Source organism: Streptomyces sp. CLCI03, assembly GCF_053615355.1.
This window is the reverse complement of sequence record NZ_CM132132.1, coordinates 6396649-6414088: the sequence shown is the minus strand read 5'-3', so window position 1 is coordinate 6414088 and position 17440 is coordinate 6396649. Positions and strand designations below refer to the sequence as shown.

Here is a 17440-nt window from a genome sequence, read left to right as displayed (position 1 = left end):
TCGCTCGTGTAGAACGGTGCTGGAACGGTGCGGCCGCGGATCGGCCGCCGGGCCCGCGGGCCCCGGGATCGGGCCGCTCAGGCCCCGGCGACGGCCCGCAGCCGATCCACCACGTCCGCCCGCAGGTCGGCCGGACCGACCACGACGACGTCGGGCCCGAACTCCACCAGCCAGGCGTCCAGCCCGTGCCCGTAGGGGATCTCCAGCTCGTCCCAGCCGTCCCCGCCCCCACCCTCGCGCACCGCGGTGGCCTTGGCCCGCAGCGGATAGCCCGCCCCGGCCCGCAGCCGGATCAGCGCGGAGCGGTCCGCGCTCTCCCCGGCCCAGCTCGCCACGGTCTCCCGCACGGTCACCACGTCCGGCACCTCGGCGGTGTACTTCGCCGCCCGGGAACGCACCTTGCCGGTGATCCGGGAGAGCCGGAACACCCGCTCCGCCCCACGGTCACGGTCGTAGCCCGCCAGGTACCAGTGGCCGCGCCAGCACTCCAGCGCCCAGGGCTCCACCTGCCGGGCCTCGGGCCGGGCGGCGGTGGACTTGCGGTAGTCGAAGACCACCGGCCGACGGTCCCGGCAGGCCAGCATCAGCGGCTCGAAGGCCGCCTCGTGGACCGGGATGCGCGGCTCGATCGCGCTGTGCTGTCCCTCGTACGGGTCCTCCGCCTCGGGCATCCCGCCCGCGCGCAGCTTCTGCAGGGCCCCGCTCGCGGCCCCCGCCAGCCGTGCCTGCTGCCAGACCTTGGCCGCCAGCCCGAGGGCCGCGGCCTCCTCGGCGTCGAGGGAGACGGGAGGCAGCCGGTTGCTGTCCCGGCGGGCCAGGTAGCCGGTCTCACCGTCCAGGTTCTCCACCGTCTCGATGACGAGGCCGAGTTCCCGCAGGTCGTCCTTGTCCCGCTCGAACATGCGGTTGAAGGACTCGTCGTTACCGGCCTCCATGTAGGCCTCGATGGAACCGCGCAACTCCCGCTTGCTGAGCGGTCGGCGGGTCCCCAGCAGACACAGCGCCAGATTCATCAGCCGCTCGGCCTTGGCAATCGCCATCGACGCCCTTCCGCCCTTCTCCGCCTGCACATCCGTCGGACCGTCACACGGGCCACGACCCGATGTGGACGGACCCGTTGACCGTTGACCGTACCGCCCCGGCGCGCCCGGGCAAAAGCGAGGGGCCCCCGCCGGACGGCGGGGGCCCCTCGACCGATCACGATGTGTGGATCAGCCGACCTTGACCAGGTCGCAGACGAAGATCAGCGTCTCGCCCGGGGCGATCGCACCGCCCGCGCCACGGTCGCCGTAGGCGAGGTGCGCCGGGATCGTCAGCTTGCGGCGGCCGCCGACCTTCATCCCCTGGACGCCCTGGTCCCAGCCGGCGATGACCTGACCGACACCGAGCTGGAACTGGAGCGCGGAACCACGGTTCCAGGAGGCGTCGAACTCCTCGCCGGTGGAGAAGGCCACACCCACGTAGTGCACGGAGACGAGGTCGCCCTTCTTGGCCTCCGCGCCGTCGCCGACCCATTCGTCCTTGATCACGAGGTCCTTGGGGGCGTCGCCCTCGGGGAAGTCGATCTCGGGCTTCTGCAGGTCACTCACGGAACTTCTCCTCATACGTACGAAATGGTCAACCGGAACAGTCTTACATCACGGTGAGGATGTCGAGGCTGAAGACCAGCGTCGACTTCGCCGGGATGGTGCCCTGCTCCTTGTCGCCGAAGCCCTGGTCCGGCGGGATGACCAGCAGGATCCGACTGCCGGCCTTCTTGCCGACCAGACCGTCCTTCAGACCCTTGACCGAAAGCTCACCCAGCGGCCAGGTGACCGTCTGGTCACTGGTGTAGGTGCTCTCGAAGGACTTGTCGTCCTTCCACGTCTTGCCGTTGAACTTGACCACGACACTGTCGGCGTCCTTGACCACCGGGCCGTCACCCTCGATGACGTAGTTCGAGACCAGCTTGGTGGGCTCGGCGGTGTCCTTCGGGACGGTCACGGAGACTTCCTTGCCGTCCGTGTTCGTGCCGACCTTGGGCAGGTCCTTGTTCTCCTGGGCGACTTCCTTGCCCGTCGCCGAGGCCGGAACGGTCGCACCCTTGACGATGTCGACGACGAAGACCAGGGTGGCGTCCCCCTTGATCTTCGGAGGCGAGCCCTGGGCCCCGTAACCGAGCTCCGGCGGGATCACCAGCTCGACACGGCTGCCGACCTTCTGGCCCTCCAGGCCCTGGTCCCAGCCCTTGATGACGGCGCCGGCGCCGATCGTCACGTCGAACGGCGCGGGCCGCCCGAAGCTCTTGTCGAACGGCTCCTTGCCGTCCCACACCTGGCCGAGGTAGTGGACCTGCGCGATGTCGTTCTTCTTCAGCACCTGCCCGGTGCCCTCGCTGATCGTCACCACCTTGAGCTCCTTGGGCGGCGTGCCCTTCCCCTTCGACAGGGTGGGCGTCTCCCCGAAGGCGGCACCCTTGGTGATCGCGGGGGCCCCGTTCTTCATCTGGGCGGAGTCGGAGCCGCTGTCGTCGCCACACGCTGCGGTCGACAGCAGCAGGAGGGGTACGACAAGCAGGCCGGCAAGTCGGCGCACGGGTTCCTCAGATCTCAGACGGCAAAGCGGTCGCTCGCCACTCTAAGCCGTGCACAGGGCCCCGTACGAGAGACGTACGAGGCCCTGGCGAGGAGTGCGATGTCACACTGCGGTCATTCTGCGGGTCCTACATACCCGCGATCAGCTTCTCCACCCGGTCGTCCACCGACCGGAACGGGTCCTTGCACAGCACCGTGCGCTGCGCCTGGTCGTTGAGCTTCAGATGCACCCAGTCGACCGTGAAGTCCCGCCGCTGCTCCTGCGCCCTCCGGATGAAGTCCCCGCGCAGCCGCGCCCGCGTCGTCTGCGGAGGCACCGACTTGCCCTCGAAGATCTTCAAGTCGTTGCAGATCCGCGCCGCCTGCCCCTTGCGCTCCAGCAAGTAGTACAGCCCGCGCCGACGGTGGATGTCGTGATACGCGAGGTCTATCTGAGCCACCCGCGGATTCGACATGGTCATGTTGTGCTTCGCCCGGTACCGCTCGATCAGCTGGTACTTCATGACCCAGTCGATCTCGGTCCCGATCCGGTCCAGATCCTCCGCGTCGATCGCGTCGAGCGTGCGACCCCACAGCTCCAGCACCTGATCCACCACACCGGTACGGATCCCCCGGCGCTCGGCGAAGTCCACCGCCTTGTCGTAGTACTCCCGCTGGATCTCCAGCGCCGAGGCCTCCCGACCACTCGCCAGACGCACCTTGCGCTGACCCGTGATGTCGTGACTGACCTCACGGATCGCCCGGATCGGGTTCTCCAGGGTCAGATCCCGCATCACCGTGCCCGCCTCGATCATGCGCAGCACCAGATCGGTGGCCCCGACCTTGAGCAGCATGGTCGTCTCGGACATGTTCGAGTCACCCACGATGACGTGCAGCCTGCGATAGCGCTCGGCGTCCGCGTGCGGCTCGTCCCGGGTGTTGATGATCGGCCGCGAACGGGTCGTCGCGGAGCTGACACCCTCCCAGATGTGCTCGGCCCGCTGACTCACGCAGTAGACCGCACCCCGCGGCGTCTGCAGCACCTTGCCGGCGCCACAGATCAGCTGCCGCGTGACAAGGAACGGAATGAGAATGTCCGCCAGGCGGGAGAATTCCCCGTGCCGGGCCACCAGGTAGTTCTCGTGGCAGCCGTACGAGTTGCCCGCCGAGTCGGTGTTGTTCTTGAAGAGATAGACGTCGCCCGCGATTCCCTCCTCGTGCAGGCGGCGTTCGGCGTCGACGAGCAGACCTTCGAGAATGCGCTCGCCTGCTTTGTCGTGGGTGACCAGCTCGGTCACGTTGTCGCATTCGGGTGTTGCATATTCCGGATGCGAACCCACGTCGAGGTACAGGCGGGCGCCGTTCCGCAGGAAGACATTGCTGCTGCGGCCCCATGACACAACACGGCGGAAGAGGTAGCGCGCCACTTCGTCAGGAGACAGTCGGCGCTGTCCCCTGAACGTGCACGTGACGCCGTACTCGTTCTCCAGCCCGAAAATGCGGCGGTCCATGACTGAACATTACGCCTTCTGCCCTCTTCTGAAACCGGGTTCGGGAGCGCCGTTTCGATCAGTTCCCGTCAGCGGGCCGATCCACGCCCCGATCACGGCCCGATCGGCCCATCCGGCGCACCCCCCGATCACGGTGCCGACGGCACCTCCGACGGCACGTCAGAGGCAGCCTCCGACACACCGTCAGGCGACGCCGCCACCGCCCGGCTTCGCCCACCCGTCGCGAGCGCCCGCTGAGTGACCATCAGAACCAGCAACGCCGAGAAGCCCGCCACACCCGCCACCCCGAAGCCCGCCGCCGTACCACCCAGCTCCACCGCCGGACCCGCCGCCGCCGTACCGATCGCCGCACCCACCCCGAAGAACGTCACCAGCCACGAGAACGCCTCCGTCACCGTGCCCGCCGGGGCATGCCGGTCCACGACGATGAACGCACACGCCAGCGCCGGCGCCAGGAACACGCCCGACAGCGCCGACAACCCCGTCATCGCCACCGCACCCGGAACCAGCATCAGCGGCAGGTAGCAGACCGCCAGCAGACCCACCAACAGCCGCAGCCGCCGCTCGGGCGCACCGGCCCACTGCCGCGCACCGTAGAACACACCACCGACCAACGCACCCAGACCCAGCGCCGCCATCAACCAGCCGTACACCGCCTGACCACCGTGATCGTCCGCGTACGCCACACCCGCCACCGTGATCGAACCCAGCGCCGTCCCCACGAAGAAGAACGCGCCCAGCAGCGCCAGCAGCCCCCTCGAACGCAGCGCCCCCAGCCAGTGCGCCTCCCGCGGCGCCGAACGCCACTTCCGGGACGGCTCACTCACCACGACCGACAGCGCACCCAGCACACCGATCGCGTTCAACGCCAGCAGCGCCCCCGCCGGCGACCACATCGCCACGAACAGCGTCACCAACAGCGGACCGACGGTGAACATGACCTCCTGGGCCACCGCGTCCATCGCGTACGCGGCGTGCACCTTCTCCTCACGACCGCCCAGCACCCCCGGCCACAGCGCCCGCAGCCCGCCCTCCAGCGGCGGCGTGAACAGACCCGCGACCACCACCGCCGCGTACGCGGCCACCACCGACCCCGTACCCGACAGCGCCAGCCACACCATGCCCAGCGCGGACAGCACCGCGGCCGGCAACTGCACCCGTGGCTGCCCGAACAGGTCCACCGCCCGCCCCAGCAGCGGCTGACCCACCGCGTTCGCCAGCCCGTACGCGGCGGCCAACGCCCCCGCCAGGCTGTAGCTGCCACCCTCCGCGCGCGTGAACAGCACGATCGCGATCGGCCCGGTGGCATTCGGCAGCCGGCCCACGAGCGTGCCCACCAGCAGCCTCGCGGCATGCCGGGTCCTGAGCAGCTCCGCGTATCCCGCGGCCATGTCCGCCCCCTTCTGCCCGGACCAGCCGGGAGTCAACCAAGTAATACGTATAACTAGACCTCTCATACGTACCATGGCCGCAGTCGAACGGTCCACCCCGCGGACCCCACCACACCCCCCGACCTCGCACTTCAGGAGCCCCCTGTGACGAGACCCACCAGCCGCGACGTGGCCACCGCCGCCGGGGTCTCCCAGGCCACCGTCTCCCTCGTCCTCGGCGACAAATGGCCCGGCCGCGTCTCCGAACGCACCGCCACCCACGTACGCGAAACAGCCACCCGCCTCGGCTACCGCCCCAACCTCGCCGCCCGCAACCTCCGCCTCGGCACCACCCGCACCGCCCTCCTCGTCGTCCCCGCCCTCACCAACGAATTCTTCGCCCGCGTCTACACCGGCGCCGCCCGCGTCGCCGCCGAACACGGCTTCGGCGTCGTCCTCTACCCCTCCCCCGACGGCACCGGCCCCGCCCGCGACCCCTTCGCCTCCGCCCGCGCCGCCCTCGACGGAGTCATCGCCTCCTCCATGGCCGCCGACGCCCTCGACGCCATCGGCGGCGCCACCCTCCCCCTCGTCATGCTCGACAGCGACCCCACCGCCGGCACCGCCGCCGCCCACATCAACCTCGCCATGGCCGACGGCATGCGCCAGATCACCGAACACCTCCTCCCCCTCGGCCACCGCCGCTTCCTCCACCTCGCCTCCGCCATCGACTCCTGGACCTTCGACACCCGCGCCGAAGCCCTCAGAGCCCTCCTCGGCCCCGACACGGAGCTGCGCACCGTGCGGGCCCCCCTCACCGTCGACGGCGCCCGTACGGCCATGGAGACCGCCCTGGCGACCCCCCAGGACCGACCCACCGCCATCGTCTGCGACGACGACATCCTCGCCGCCGGCGCCTGCAAGGCCGCCCGCCGCCTCGGCCTGCGCGTCCCCGAGGACCTCTCCGTCACCGGCTTCGACGACCTCGCCCTCGCCACCGCCGTCGAACCCGAACTCACCACCGTCCACCTCCCCGCCGAACGCGTCGGCGAACAGGGCATGGCCGCACTCCTCGCCGTCCTCGAAGGCACCACCTGGACCGCACCCGACCTCCCCGTCCGGCTCGTCGTCCGCGACTCCACGGGCCCCGCCCCGACGCCGTAACCGCAGCCGTCCGGACACGACGAAGCCCCGGCCCGCCACGAACGGCGAACCGGGGCCCCTCCCACACGACGACTACTCGGCGACTACTCCGCGTCGTCCTCCGGCGCCTCGTCGTTCGACACGGCATCGGCCTGCACCGCCGCCGTCACGTCCGCCTCCAACAGCCGCGACAGCTGCCGACCCCGGATCCGCTTGAACTTGCGCTGCTGCGACCGCGTACGGTCCAGCACCGCGACCTCCAGCCGCTCCGCCGGAATCGCCTTGTCCGCACCGTTGGCCTGGCTGGACAGCGCCTGCACCGCCAGCTTCAACGCCTCCGACAGGGTCATCCCGTCCTGATGACGCTGATCCAGGAAGGTACTGATCTGCTCGGCATTGCCACCGACCGCGACCGAACCGTGCTCGTCCACGATCGACCCGTCGTGCGGCAGCCGATAGATCTGGTCACCCGCGGCCGTCGCACCGACCTCCGCGACCACCAGCTCCACCTCGTACGGCTTCTCACCGGCCGAGGAGAAGATGGTGCCGAGCGTCTGCGCGTAGACGTTCGCCAGCCCACGGGCCGTCACATCGTCACGGTCGTAGGTGTACCCACGCAGATCCGCGTACCGCACACCACCGATCCGCAGGTTCTCGTACTCGTTGTACTTGCCGGCGGCCGCGAAGCCGATCCGGTCGTAGATCTCGCTGAACTTGTGCAGCGCGCGGGACGGGTTCTCGCCGACGAACACGATGCCGTCGGCGTACTGCAGCACGACCAGGCTGCGACCGCGGGCGATGCCCTTGCGGGCGTATTCCGCCCGGTCGGCCATGGCCTGCTGGGGTGACACATAGAACGGAGTCGACACCGGCTGTCCGTCCCTTTCTTCTGGGCTCCTACGGGGCGACGGATGGTCAGAGCAGGGCGGCGCGCGGGCCGTCGGGCTGCTCCAGCCGACGGTTGGTGACCGTACGGGCGAGCTCCTGCGACTCGTCGTCGGTCAGCCTGCGGAACCCCTCGTCCGTGATCACGGTGACGATCGGGTAGATGTGGCGGTACAGGTCCGGCCCACCGGTCGCCGAGTCGTCGTCGGCGGCGTCGTACAGCGCCTGGACGACCAAGGTGGTGGCCTGCTCCTCCGTCAGATCGGGACGGAAGAGCTTCTTCATCGAGCCCCGGGCGAAGATCGAACCGGAACCGGTGGCGGCGTAGCCGTGCTCCTCGGAGCGACCGCCGGTCACGTCGTAGGAGAAGATCCGACCCTTCTCCTTGGCCTCGTCGTAGCCCGCGAACAGCGGCACGACGGCCAGACCCTGCATCGCCATCCCCAGATTGCTCCGGATCATGGTGGAGAGCCGGTTGGCCTTGCCCTCCAGGGACAGGGTCGTCCCCTCGACCTTCTCGAAGTGCTCCAGCTCCAGCTGGAACAGCTTGACCATCTCCACGGCCAGGCCGGCCGTACCGGCGATACCGACGGCGGAGTACTCGTCTGCGGGGAACACCTTCTCGATGTCCCGCTGCGCGATCATGTTCCCCATGGTCGCCCGCCGGTCACCGGCGAGGACGACCCCGCCGGGGAAGGTGGCGGCGACGATGGTCGTCCCGTGCGGCGCCTCCACGACACCCTCCGGCAGCTTGCGGTTGCCGGGCAGCATGTCGGGCGAGTGCGCGCCCAGGAAGTCCATGAAGGACGACGACCCCGGCGTCAGGAAGGCTGCCGGTAGACGCCCTGTGCTACGAGTGTTGGGTTCCACAGGTTTCCTTCCACGTAAGCGGCTGCACGCCTCATGACGTCCGGCCGATCCTTGAACTGCCCCAGGGCTGCGTTACAGCTGAAGCACAGTACGCCTCGGACCTTACCCGTCTGATGATCGTGATCCACGTGCTCCGCCAGACCTTCTTGGCAGATCACGCAGACCCCGCCTTGAGCGGTGATCATTTCGTCCCGATCGGCCTCGGTCATGCCGTACGAGCGCTTGAGATGGCCCGCCCGGCTTTCGATCGCCCGGCACGCCTTACAACGTGTCGACAAGCCGTCCGAGGCCGTCTTGTTCCGGTCCCATTCCGAGTGGGGCTTGATCTCCCCGCAACGGCGGCAGTATTTGTGCCCCGCAGGGGACTCGACGCGGGGACGTACATTCTTCCCCTTGGCTATCTGACGCTGCTGGTGGTACTCGGCTGCGCACGGCCTGCAGTAGCACTGCAGGCCGTCACGCATGGCCCTGTTGGCAGCGAACGCCTCAAGCGGCTTGACTAAGCCACACCGCGGACACTGCTTCTCCGCCCCCGACACGAACCCTCCCGCGAAGTTTCACCTTCGATTCGAAGGTGAAATCACTCGCCACCCTTCTGAACGAAGGAGCGCACGAAGTCCTCGGCGTTCTCCTCGAGCACATCATCGATTTCGTCGAGTACGGAGTCGACGTCGTCGGAGAGCTTTTCCTGGCGCTCCTTGAGGTCGGTCGATTCCTCGACCGCCGCCTCCTCGACCTCTTCGGTCGAGCGCGTCGCCTTCTGCTGTCCGCCGCCGGTGTCCTTGGTCGCCATGTCTACCTCACCCCGCTCGGTTCGCACGCTCATGTCGAGAGACCCCGGGATTCGGGATCTCTCAAGATCAGACCCTACGTCGGACCCTATAGGGAGGGTCCGACATTCGTCCCCGTACTTTCTCGGTCCGGTTCTCTTCATGATTCCCGGACCGAAGGCCTTTCAGCCGCGTTCACTGCCCCGAAAGCACCCGGACCAGGTCCTCCGCCGTGCGGCAGCGGTCCAGGAGCTCCTTGACGTGGTTGCGGGTCCCCCGCAGGGGTTCCAGCGTCGGGACCCGCTGGAGCGAGTCCCGGCCGGGGAGGTCGAAGATCACCGAGTCCCAGGACGCCGCCGCCACGTCGTCCGCGTACTGCTCCAGGCAGCGGCCGCGGAAGTACGCCCGCGTGTCCTCCGGAGGCTTGCTCTGAGCCCGCTCCACGGCCGGCTCCTCCACCAGGCGCTTCATCTTGCCGCGGGCCACCAGGCGGTTGTACAGACCCTTCTCGGGCCGTACGTCCGAGTACTGGAGGTCCACCAGGTGCAGCCGCGCCGCGTCCCAGTTCAGCCCGTCCCGGCGCCGGTAGCCCTCCAGGATCTCCTTCTTGGCGATCCAGTCCAGCTCCCCCGACAGACTCATCGGGTCGCTCTCCAGCCGGCCCAGCACGTCTTCCCAGCGGCCCAGCACGTCCTTGGTCTGCTCGTCCGCGTCGGACCCGAAACGTTCGTCCACGTACTTGCGGGCCAGCTCGAAGTACTCCATCTGCAGTTGCACCGCGGTCAGTGTCCGGCCGCTGCGCAGCGTGATCAGGTGCTGCAGGTCCGGGTCGTGGGAGACCTGGTGCAGGGTGCGTACGGGCTGGTCGACGGCCAGGTCGACGTTGATGAACCCGTCTTCGATCATGGACAGGACAAGTGCTGTCGTGCCGAGTTTGAGGTAGGTGGAGATCTCGGAGAGGTTGGCGTCTCCGATGATCACGTGGAGCCGGCGGTACTTCTCGGCGTCCGAGTGCGGCTCGTCGCGGGTGTTGATGATGGGGCGTTTGAGGGTGGTCTCCAGGCCGACCTCGACCTCGAAGTAGTCCGCGCGCTGGCTGATCTGGAAGCCGTGTTCGCGGCCGTCCTGGCCGATGCCCACGCGTCCCGCGCCGGTCACGACCTGTCGCGAGACGAAGAAGGGGGTCAGGTGGCGCACGATCTCCGAGAAGGGGGTCTCCCGCTTCATCAGGTAGTTCTCGTGCGTGCCGTAGGAGGCGCCCTTGTTGTCGGTGTTGTTCTTGTAGAGGTGGATCGGCTGGGCGCCGGGGAGCTGGGCGGCGCGTACGGCCGCTTCGGCCATGATCCGTTCGCCGGCCTTGTCCCACAGGACGGCGTCGAGCGGGTTGGTGATCTCGGGCGAGCTGTATTCGGGGTGTGCGTGGTCGACGTAGAGCCGTGCGCCGTTCGTGAGGATGACGTTGGCGAGGCCGATGTCCTCGTCGGTCAGCTGGCTGTTGTCGGCGGCCTCGCGGGCGAGGTCGAAGCCGCGGGCGTCCCGCAGCGGATTCTCCTCCTCGAAGTCCCAGCGGGCGCGTCGCGCCCGGTGCATCGCCGCCGCGTAGGCGTTGACGATCTGGGACGAGGTGAGCATGGCATTGGCGTTCGGGTGCCCCGGGACGGAGATCCCGTACTCCGTCTCGATCCCCATTACTCGCCGTACGGTCATGCGGCCCTCCTTGCCCGGCGGCGCTCCCCTTTCGGGAGCGGCGCTCAAGTACCGCTGGTGCTCCGGTGCGTGTGCCTGTGCGGTGCCCGTCCCCGCACTGCGCGTCCGGCGGTACGGAAGAGCCTAGAACCACTGCGCGCTCGTGGGGAGATCATTTCCGTCATTCGATCCGCCTCGTCACCGGCTGAAAAGCGGCCGGTAATGCGGTGGGGTAAAGCAGTCGGCTGCGGATGCCCGGGGAGGGCATCCGCAGCCGCCCCGCTTTGTCAGAGGTACTGACCGGTGTTTGCCACCGTGTCGATGGAGCGTCCGGTGTCCGCGCCTTGCTTTCCGGTGACGAGGGTGCGGATGAATACGATCCGCTCGCCCTTCTTTCCGGAGATGCGGGCCCAGTCGTCCGGGTTGGTGGTGTTGGGCAGGTCCTCGTTCTCCTTGAACTCGTCCACGCAGGCCTGGAGCAGGTGGGCCACCCGCAGACCCTTCTGGTTGTGTTCGAGGAAGGCCTTGATGGCCATCTTCTTGGCCCGGTCGACGATGTTCTGGATCATCGCGCCGGAGTTGAAGTCCTTGAAGTAGAGGACTTCCTTGTCGCCGTTGGCGTACGTGACCTCGAGGAAGCGGTTCTCCTCGGTTTCGGCGTACATCTGCTCGACGACGGTCTGGATCATGCTGTGGACGGTGCCGTCCTTGGAGTCCTGGTGTTCGGACAGGTCGTCCGAGTGCAGGGGGAGCGAGGCCTTGAGGTACTTCGCGAAGATGTCCTTCGCGGCCTCGGCGTCCGGGCGCTCGATCTTGATCTTCACGTCGAGCCGGCCGGGGCGCAGGATGGCCGGGTCGATCATGTCCTCGCGGTTGGAGGCGCCGATGACGATGACGTTCTCCAGGCCTTCCACGCCGTCGATCTCGGCGAGCAGCTGGGGGACGATGGTGTTCTCCACGTCCGAGCTGACGCCGGATCCGCGGGTGCGGAAGAGGGATTCCATCTCGTCGAAGAAGACGATGACGGGGGTGCCCTCGCTGGCCTTCTCGCGGGCACGCTGGAAGACGAGGCGGATGTGCCGCTCGGTCTCGCCGACGTACTTGTTGAGGAGTTCGGGGCCCTTGATGTTCAGGAAGTAGGACTTCCCGGCGGGCTGGCCGGTCACCTCGGCGACCTTCTTGGCAAGGGAGTTGGCGACGGCCTTGGCGATGAGCGTCTTGCCGCAGCCGGGCGGGCCGTAGAGCAGGATGCCCTTCGGGGGCCGCAGTTCGTGTTCCTTGAAGAGGTCGGGGTAGAGGTACGGGAGCTCGACCGCGTCGCGGATCAGCTCGATCTGGTCGCCCAGGCCGCCGATCTTGTCGTAGTCGATGTCGGGGACCTCTTCGAGGACGAGTTCTTCGACCTCGCTCTTGGGGACGACCTCGTAGACGTAGCCGGAGCGGGGTTCGAGCAGGAGGGCGTCGCCGGGGCGGATGGTGATGTCCAGGAGCGGCTCGGCGAGCCTCACCACCCTTTCCTCGTCGGTGTGCCCGACGACCAGGGCGCGCTCGCCGTCCTCGAGGATCTCCTTGAGGGTGACGATGTCCCCGGCCCGCTCGAATTCCATGGCCTCGACCACGTTGAGGGCCTCGTTGAGCATGACCTCCTGGCCGCGCCGGAGGTCTTCCGGGTCGACGCTGGGGCTGACGTTCACGCGGAGCTTTCGGCCTCCGGTGAAGATGTCGACGGTGCCGTCCTCGTTGGCTTGCAGGAAGACACCGAAACCGGCCGGCGGCTGTGCGAGCCGGTCGACTTCTTCCTTGAGGGCCACGATCTGGTCTCGGGCCTCACGGAGGGTATTCGCGAGTCGTTCGTTCTGTGCGGATACGCCGGCCAGGTTCGTCTGGAGCTCGACGATCCGCTCTTCGAGAATCCTCGTGTGTCGCGGAGAGTCGGCGAGCTTTCGTCGCAGGACGGCGATTTCCTGCTCGAGATAGGCAACCTGGCCGGCGGGGTCCTCGGACCCTCGCGCGGGCCGGATGCCGCGGTTGATGTCGTCGTCGTGGGCTGCCACGGTCCTCACCTCCTCCAAGGGGAGCTGGACGCTTCCTGACCCTACCTGGGCTGGTGGTGATTGAAACCCCTAGATCACAAAGACGGTAGAGGTGTGTCCGATCTTCACCCTTGCGTACTCCCTCACGCCAAGGAAATACCCACCCATCAAACTCGGGAAGCAGCCGGTTGTAAGGTCGAAGCGTTCAACACCCGTCAGGGCCCGCGCGACTTGCTGCGGGTTTCGACCGGGATGGATCACTCAGCGCAGGGAACGGCAGGAGATATGACCGTGCAGCAGGAGGCTCCGACGGGCGGTGCCGGTGAGGCCGGCGAGCCGCTCGAGGTCTGGATCGATCAGGACCTGTGCACCGGGGACGGGATCTGCGTGCAGTACGCGCCTGAGGTGTTCGAGCTGGACATCGATGGTCTGGCGTATGTGAAGAGTCCGGAGGACGAGCTGCTGCAGGACGCGGGGGCGACCACTCCGGTTCCGCTGACGCTGCTCCAGGACGTGGTCGACTCGGCCAAGGAATGTCCCGGGGACTGCATCCATGTGAGGCGCGTTTCGGACAGGGTGGAAGTCTTCGGTCCCGACGCGGAGTGACGTCTCAAACACTCCTGGCGGCCGAGTCCGTCAGCTCCTGGCGGAATTTTCCGTCGCGCCAGCGCCACTTGGCGAGCTGTTTCGTGTCGGGGCTGTAGCGGGGTACGTCGGGTGAGGAGTAGCCGACGAGGGTCGCGGTGACGAGTCCGTCGCGCACGGTGAGCTCGGTGGCGGTCTGTCGTCGGGCTGCTTCGAGCAGGGTGGCGACGACGCGGGGCGGGGTGCCTTCGGCGGGGTCCTGGACGAGGACGTAGATCGCGTGGGGCGGGGTGCCGGAGCCGGCGTCGCAGCGGACGGCGGCGACGGTCTCGGGGCGGCCGTCTCCGTCGAGGTCGCCCCGGGCGCTGGTGGTGACGGTCTGCGGGGCGCCCTTGCAGTCGAGGGGGTAGGTGACTGCCGCCGGGTCGGGTGCGGTGGCCAGGGGGCCCTTCGCGGGGGGCTGGGCGGCTGCTCCGGTGGTGTGGGTGGCCGGCGTGCCGGTGGCCGGCTGTACGAGTCCTGCGGCGGCTATGACGGCTGCCATGGCGGTGGCCGTGGCGAGCCAGTGGACGGGCCTGGTGCGGCTGTGCTCCAGGGTGTGCGGGAGCGGGGCCGTCTCGGCGTGGCTGTGCGGCACGCGGGGTGTCTCCTGTGCGAAGGGTGACGAGGAGCCAGCATCGTGCCACACCTCACAGGGTGGTGGAACGGCTGGGTCCGGGGCTGGTGCACGGGACAACGAAAAGGCGCTGTGGCGCAGTTCCCGGGTGGTTCGGGGGAACTGCGCCACAGCGCCTTCGTGTTGGGTCTGCGGGGCCGTTACGCGGAGCGGTCGCTGCCGGGGCCGTCGTAGTCCTCGCCGTAGGCGCCCTTGGCGGGGCGGCGGCGGCGCATGGGGGGCTCGACGCCGTCCGCGAGGCGGCGGGCGGTGACGAGGAAGCCGGTGTGGCCGATCATGCGGTGGTCCGGGCGGACGGCGAGGCCTTCCACGTGCCAGTTGCGGATCATCGATTCCCAGGGCTGCGGCTCGGCGAAGCAGCCGATCTCGCGGATGGACTCGACGGTCTTGGACAGCTGGGTGGTGGTGGCGACGTAGCAGCAGAGGATGCCGCCGGGTACCAGGGCCTTCTTGACCGCCTCGAGGCACTCCCAGGGGGCGAGCATGTCGAGGATGACGCGGTCGACGTCGGTCTCGTCCAGGTTGTCCTGGAGGTCGCCCACGGTCAGCTTCCACGCGGGGTGGGGGCCGCCGAAGTACCGCTCCACGTTGGCGGTGGCGATCTCGGCGAAGTCCGCGCGGCGCTCGTAGCTGTGGAGCATGCCCTGGTCGCCGATGGCGCGCAGCAGGAAGCTGCTCAGGGAGCCGGAGCCCACTCCCGCTTCCACGACGCGGGCGCCGGGGAAGATGTCGGCGAAGGCCAGGATCTGGCCCGCGTCCTTGGGGTAGACCACGGCGGCGCCGCGGGGCATGGACAGGACATAGTCGGGGAGCAGGGGGCGCAGCGCGAGGTATGCGACGTTGCCCGTGGTGCGGACAACGCTGCCTTCGGGAGAGCCGATCAGCTCGTCGTGCGGGAAGGAACCCTTGTGGGTGTGGAAATTCTTCCCTGCTTCGAGCGTGAACGTGTAGTGGCGGCCCTTGGGGTCGGTGAGCTGTACCTGGTCCCCGACCTCGAAGGGCCCGCGTCGGCGGGCGGCACCGGTCGGTTCGGACATGTGACCAGTGTATTGGCTTCAGGACTGGGGCCGTGCCATGGCCTTCACGAAGGCTTTTTCGACGTCGAGGGTGGACAGGACGCCGTAGATGGTGCCGGTGGGTTCGAGGACGAGGTATTCGGTGGCGGGGGTGGCGCGGAGGTGGTCGAGGAGTTCTTCGCCGGTGAGGTCCGCTGAAACCTTCATGCCGTCGGTGAGGTCCTGGGCGAGGGTGCTGACGGCGACCCAGGGGCGGCGGTGTTCGGGGACGGAGGCGATGGCGGTTTCGCGGACGATGGCGGTGGGGTCGCCTTGGCCGTCGACGACGACGAGGGCGCGGGCGCCGGCTTCGTTGGCGCGGCGTAGGGCTTCGGAGAGGGGGGTGGCGTTCTCGACGGGGATGGCGCGTCGGGTGAGGGTGCGGGCGCGTAGTTCGGGGAGGTGTTCGCGCAGGCGGGCCATGCGCAGGCTGTTGCCGGCGCCGGTCCAGATGATGCCGGCGAGGATGGCGGCGAGGAGGGCGTCCATGACGGTGTTCATGCCGCCGATTTCCGAGGTGCGGTTGCCGAGGACGCCGGTGTGGGTGAGGAGGGGGAGGCCGAGGAGGACGGCGAGGGCGAGGCCGCGGCCGACCCAGGCGGCGGCGATGGTGCCGGTCATGGGTTTGCCGGTGATGCCCCAGATGACGGCGCGGAGCATGCGGCCGCCGTCGAGGGGGAGGCCGGGGAGCAGGTTGAAGGCGGCGACGAGCAGGTTGGAGATCATCAGGCCTGCGAGGAGGACGCCGGGGACGGTGGCCGGGTCGACGGCTTTCATGCCGAGGTAGAAGGCTCCGGTGAGGACGAGGGAGAGCAGGGGGCCGACGAAGGCGAGGACGAATTCGCGGCCGGGTGTCTCGGATTCCTTCTCGATCTCGGAGACTCCGCCGAAGAACTGGAGCTGGATGCGGCGCACGGGGAGTTTGAAGCGGAGGGCCGCGACGGTGTGCGCGAGTTCGTGGACCAGGACGGAGGCGTAGAAGGCGACGGCGAAGAAGAGGGAGACGAGGTAGCGGACGGGTCCGAGGTCGGGCAGGACGCGGTCGAGCTGGTCGCCGAAGACCCAGGTGATGAGGGCGGCGACGAGGAACCAGCTGGGCGAGACGTAGACGGGTACGCCGAAGGGGCGGCCCATGAGGAGTCCGCCGCCCGGTCCGGAGCGGCCGCCTGAGCGCTCGCCGGTTTCGTCGGTGTCTGCCACGGCTGTCCTTCGTTCGGTGCTGGTGTTTCCAGTGTGTTCTGTTCGTGCACGGGGTGGTGGTGTAGCGGGTTGTGATGCTCCGATCATGCAGTGCGAGGGGGCTCGGCGTCGATGGTATGCGCGTCCTGTCGGTGGTGGGTCGTAGGGTTTTGTGCATGACGACGAGCCCCGGTGCTGTGCCTGGCGCAGCCGATGCCGAAGTGCGGAGCGCTGTGGCGCCCTCTTCGCTTTCCCCTTCGCGGGCGAGCGATTTCATGCAGTGTCCGTTGCTGTACCGGTTCAGGGTGATCGACAGGTTGCCGGAGAAGCCCAGTGCCGCTGCTACCCGCGGGACGTTGGTGCATGCGGTGCTGGAGCGGCTTTTCGATCATCCGGCGCAGGAGCGTACGGCGCCGGTGGCGAAGGCGTTGTTGCCGGGGCAGTGGGATCGGTTGCTGGAGTCGAAGCCGGAGCTGATGGGGTTGTTCCCGGAGGGTGACGAGGGGGCGGGGCTGGCGCGGTGGCTGACGGAGGCCGAGGCGCTGGTGGAGCGGTGGTTCACGTTGGAGGACCCGACGCGGCTGGAGCCGGTGGAGCGGGAGTTCTTCGTGGAGACGGAGCTGGAGTCGGGGCTGCGGCTGCGCGGGATCATCGACCGGGTGGACGTGGCGCCGACGGGTGAGGTGCGGATCGTCGACTACAAGACGGGGAAGGCGCCGCGGCCGGAGTATGCCGAGGGTGCGCTGTTCCAGATGAAGTTCTACGCGCTGGTGGTGTGGCGGCTGAAGCGGGTGGTGCCGCGGCGGTTGCAGCTGGTGTATCTGGGCAGTGGGGATGTGTTGACGTACGACCCGGTGGTCGCGGATCTGGAGCGGGTGGAGCGCAAGCTGCTGGCGTTGTGGGAGGCGATCCGGGAGGCGACGGAGTCGGGTGAGTGGCGGCCGCGGCCGACGAAGCTGTGCGGCTGGTGTGATCATCAGGCGGTGTGTCCGGAGTTCGGTGGTACTCCCCCGCCGTATCCGTTGGTGATCTCTCCGCGTCCTGAGGTGAACCCGGTGGGGTCGGGGGCGGAGCGCCCGACGGAGTCCTGATCCCGGGGTCAGGGCAGAATGGTCGGGCCGTAGC

General features: G+C 68.4%; 17 protein-coding genes. 3 read left to right on the top strand and 14 right to left on the bottom strand.

The window, feature by feature from the left end:
- Positions 1-77: 77 nt before the first annotated feature.
- The 5 genes from ACWG52_RS29545 to ACWG52_RS29525 all read right to left on the bottom strand — a co-directional run bounded on the left by ACWG52_RS29545 (position 78) and on the right by ACWG52_RS29525 (position 5454).
- Positions 78-1040: a helix-turn-helix transcriptional regulator gene (locus ACWG52_RS29545; protein WP_030723385.1), complete on the bottom strand. Its 963-nt coding sequence runs from the start codon at positions 1038-1040 to the stop codon at positions 78-80.
- 171 nt (positions 1041-1211) lie between these two features.
- Positions 1212-1604: an FKBP-type peptidyl-prolyl cis-trans isomerase gene (locus ACWG52_RS29540; RefSeq protein WP_033226511.1), complete on the bottom strand. Its 393-nt coding sequence runs from the start codon at positions 1602-1604 to the stop codon at positions 1212-1214.
- Between the two features lie 28 nt (positions 1605-1632).
- Complete coding sequence (locus tag ACWG52_RS29535; protein ID WP_389817940.1) at positions 1633-2574, bottom strand: FKBP-type peptidyl-prolyl cis-trans isomerase; 942 nt, start codon at positions 2572-2574, stop codon at positions 1633-1635.
- A 127-nt stretch (positions 2575-2701) separates the two neighbouring features.
- Positions 2702-4063 (bottom strand): Pup--protein ligase, encoded by a 1362-nt coding sequence (gene pafA, locus ACWG52_RS29530; protein ID WP_030016332.1) that lies wholly within the window; start codon positions 4061-4063, stop codon positions 2702-2704.
- Positions 4064-4191: 128 nt separating this feature from the next.
- Positions 4192-5454 carry an MFS transporter gene (locus tag ACWG52_RS29525; RefSeq protein ID WP_389817945.1) on the bottom strand — a complete coding sequence of 421 codons (1263 nt, stop codon included), beginning with the start codon at positions 5452-5454 and terminating at the stop codon, positions 4192-4194.
- Between the two features lie 144 nt (positions 5455-5598).
- Between ACWG52_RS29525 and ACWG52_RS29520 the strand changes: the two genes are divergently transcribed.
- The gene (locus ACWG52_RS29520) at positions 5599-6597 is read left to right on the top strand and encodes a LacI family DNA-binding transcriptional regulator (RefSeq protein ID WP_389817948.1); all 999 of its coding nucleotides are present in this window, start codon (positions 5599-5601) and stop codon (positions 6595-6597) included.
- A gap of 83 nt (positions 6598-6680) precedes the next feature.
- Here ACWG52_RS29520 and prcA read toward each other — a convergent pair whose 3' ends face one another.
- From prcA to arc, 6 genes are all read right to left on the bottom strand, one after another.
- Complete coding sequence (prcA, locus tag ACWG52_RS29515; RefSeq protein ID WP_030389614.1) at positions 6681-7445, bottom strand: proteasome subunit alpha; 765 nt, start codon at positions 7443-7445, stop codon at positions 6681-6683.
- Between the two features lie 46 nt (positions 7446-7491).
- A complete protein-coding gene (prcB, locus tag ACWG52_RS29510) occupies positions 7492-8331 on the bottom strand; it encodes a proteasome subunit beta (protein WP_266358455.1) in 840 nt (279 codons plus the stop codon).
- Positions 8283-8516 (bottom strand): endonuclease VII domain-containing protein, encoded by a 234-nt coding sequence (locus ACWG52_RS29505; protein WP_390141605.1) that lies wholly within the window; start codon positions 8514-8516, stop codon positions 8283-8285. The genes prcB and ACWG52_RS29505 overlap by 49 nt, the downstream gene beginning before the upstream one ends.
- Positions 8517-8911: 395 nt before the next feature.
- Entirely contained in the window at positions 8912-9124 is a 213-nt protein-coding gene (locus ACWG52_RS29500) for a ubiquitin-like protein Pup (protein WP_030233608.1), read from the bottom strand.
- A 172-nt stretch (positions 9125-9296) separates the two neighbouring features.
- Positions 9297-10808, bottom strand: coding sequence for a depupylase/deamidase Dop (gene dop / locus ACWG52_RS29495; protein ID WP_266389622.1), 1512 nt, complete (start codon positions 10806-10808; stop codon positions 9297-9299).
- 266 nt (positions 10809-11074) lie between these two features.
- Positions 11075-12841, bottom strand: a complete 1767-nt coding sequence (gene arc / locus ACWG52_RS29490) for a proteasome ATPase (RefSeq protein ID WP_030723365.1) — start codon at positions 12839-12841, stop codon at positions 11075-11077.
- A 264-nt stretch (positions 12842-13105) separates the two neighbouring features.
- Between arc and ACWG52_RS29485 the strand changes: the two genes are divergently transcribed.
- Positions 13106-13426: a ferredoxin gene (locus ACWG52_RS29485; protein ID WP_030723362.1), complete on the top strand. Its 321-nt coding sequence runs from the start codon at positions 13106-13108 to the stop codon at positions 13424-13426.
- 4 nt (positions 13427-13430) lie between these two features.
- On the opposite strand, the gene ACWG52_RS29480 is transcribed toward ACWG52_RS29485, so the two are convergent.
- The 3 genes from ACWG52_RS29480 to ACWG52_RS29470 form a co-directional block, all read right to left on the bottom strand.
- Complete coding sequence (locus ACWG52_RS29480) at positions 13431-14042, bottom strand: hypothetical protein (protein WP_453126408.1); 612 nt, start codon at positions 14040-14042, stop codon at positions 13431-13433.
- Positions 14043-14221: 179 nt separating this feature from the next.
- A complete protein-coding gene (locus ACWG52_RS29475; RefSeq protein ID WP_033226525.1) occupies positions 14222-15118 on the bottom strand; it encodes a tRNA (adenine-N1)-methyltransferase in 897 nt (298 codons plus the stop codon).
- Positions 15119-15136: 18 nt separating this feature from the next.
- Positions 15137-16423 carry a site-2 protease family protein gene (locus ACWG52_RS29470; protein WP_453126406.1) on the bottom strand — a complete coding sequence of 429 codons (1287 nt, stop codon included), beginning with the start codon at positions 16421-16423 and terminating at the stop codon, positions 15137-15139.
- A 68-nt stretch (positions 16424-16491) separates the two neighbouring features.
- Between ACWG52_RS29470 and ACWG52_RS29465 the strand changes: the two genes are divergently transcribed.
- Positions 16492-17406: a RecB family exonuclease gene (locus ACWG52_RS29465; RefSeq protein ID WP_389817964.1), complete on the top strand. Its 915-nt coding sequence runs from the start codon at positions 16492-16494 to the stop codon at positions 17404-17406.
- The last annotated feature ends 34 nt before the right edge of the window (positions 17407-17440 follow it).

Excerpts from the sequence above, each read along its gene's own strand:
- ACWG52_RS29525 (WP_389817945.1), bottom strand. The coding sequence starts at position 5,454 with ATGGCCGCGGGATACGCGGAGCTGCTCAGGACCCGGCATGCCGCGAGG.
- ACWG52_RS29505 (WP_390141605.1), bottom strand. The coding sequence starts at position 8,516 with ATGATCACCGCTCAAGGCGGGGTCTGCGTGATCTGCCAAGAAGGTCTG.
- ACWG52_RS29475 (WP_033226525.1), bottom strand. The coding sequence starts at position 15,118 with ATGTCCGAACCGACCGGTGCCGCCCGCCGACGCGGGCCCTTCGAGGTC.
- dop (WP_266389622.1), bottom strand. The coding sequence starts at position 10,808 with ATGACCGTACGGCGAGTAATGGGGATCGAGACGGAGTACGGGATCTCC.
- ACWG52_RS29485 (WP_030723362.1), top strand. The coding sequence starts at position 13,106 with ATGACCGTGCAGCAGGAGGCTCCGACGGGCGGTGCCGGTGAGGCCGGC.
- pafA (WP_030016332.1), bottom strand. The coding sequence starts at position 4,063 with ATGGACCGCCGCATTTTCGGGCTGGAGAACGAGTACGGCGTCACGTGC.
- ACWG52_RS29470 (WP_453126406.1), bottom strand. The coding sequence starts at position 16,423 with ATGATCGGAGCATCACAACCCGCTACACCACCACCCCGTGCACGAACA.
- ACWG52_RS29545 (WP_030723385.1), bottom strand. The coding sequence starts at position 1,040 with ATGGCGATTGCCAAGGCCGAGCGGCTGATGAATCTGGCGCTGTGTCTG.
- ACWG52_RS29500 (WP_030233608.1), bottom strand. The coding sequence starts at position 9,124 with ATGGCGACCAAGGACACCGGCGGCGGACAGCAGAAGGCGACGCGCTCG.
- ACWG52_RS29465 (WP_389817964.1), top strand. The coding sequence starts at position 16,492 with ATGACGACGAGCCCCGGTGCTGTGCCTGGCGCAGCCGATGCCGAAGTG.
- ACWG52_RS29540 (WP_033226511.1), bottom strand. The coding sequence starts at position 1,604 with ATGAGGAGAAGTTCCGTGAGTGACCTGCAGAAGCCCGAGATCGACTTC.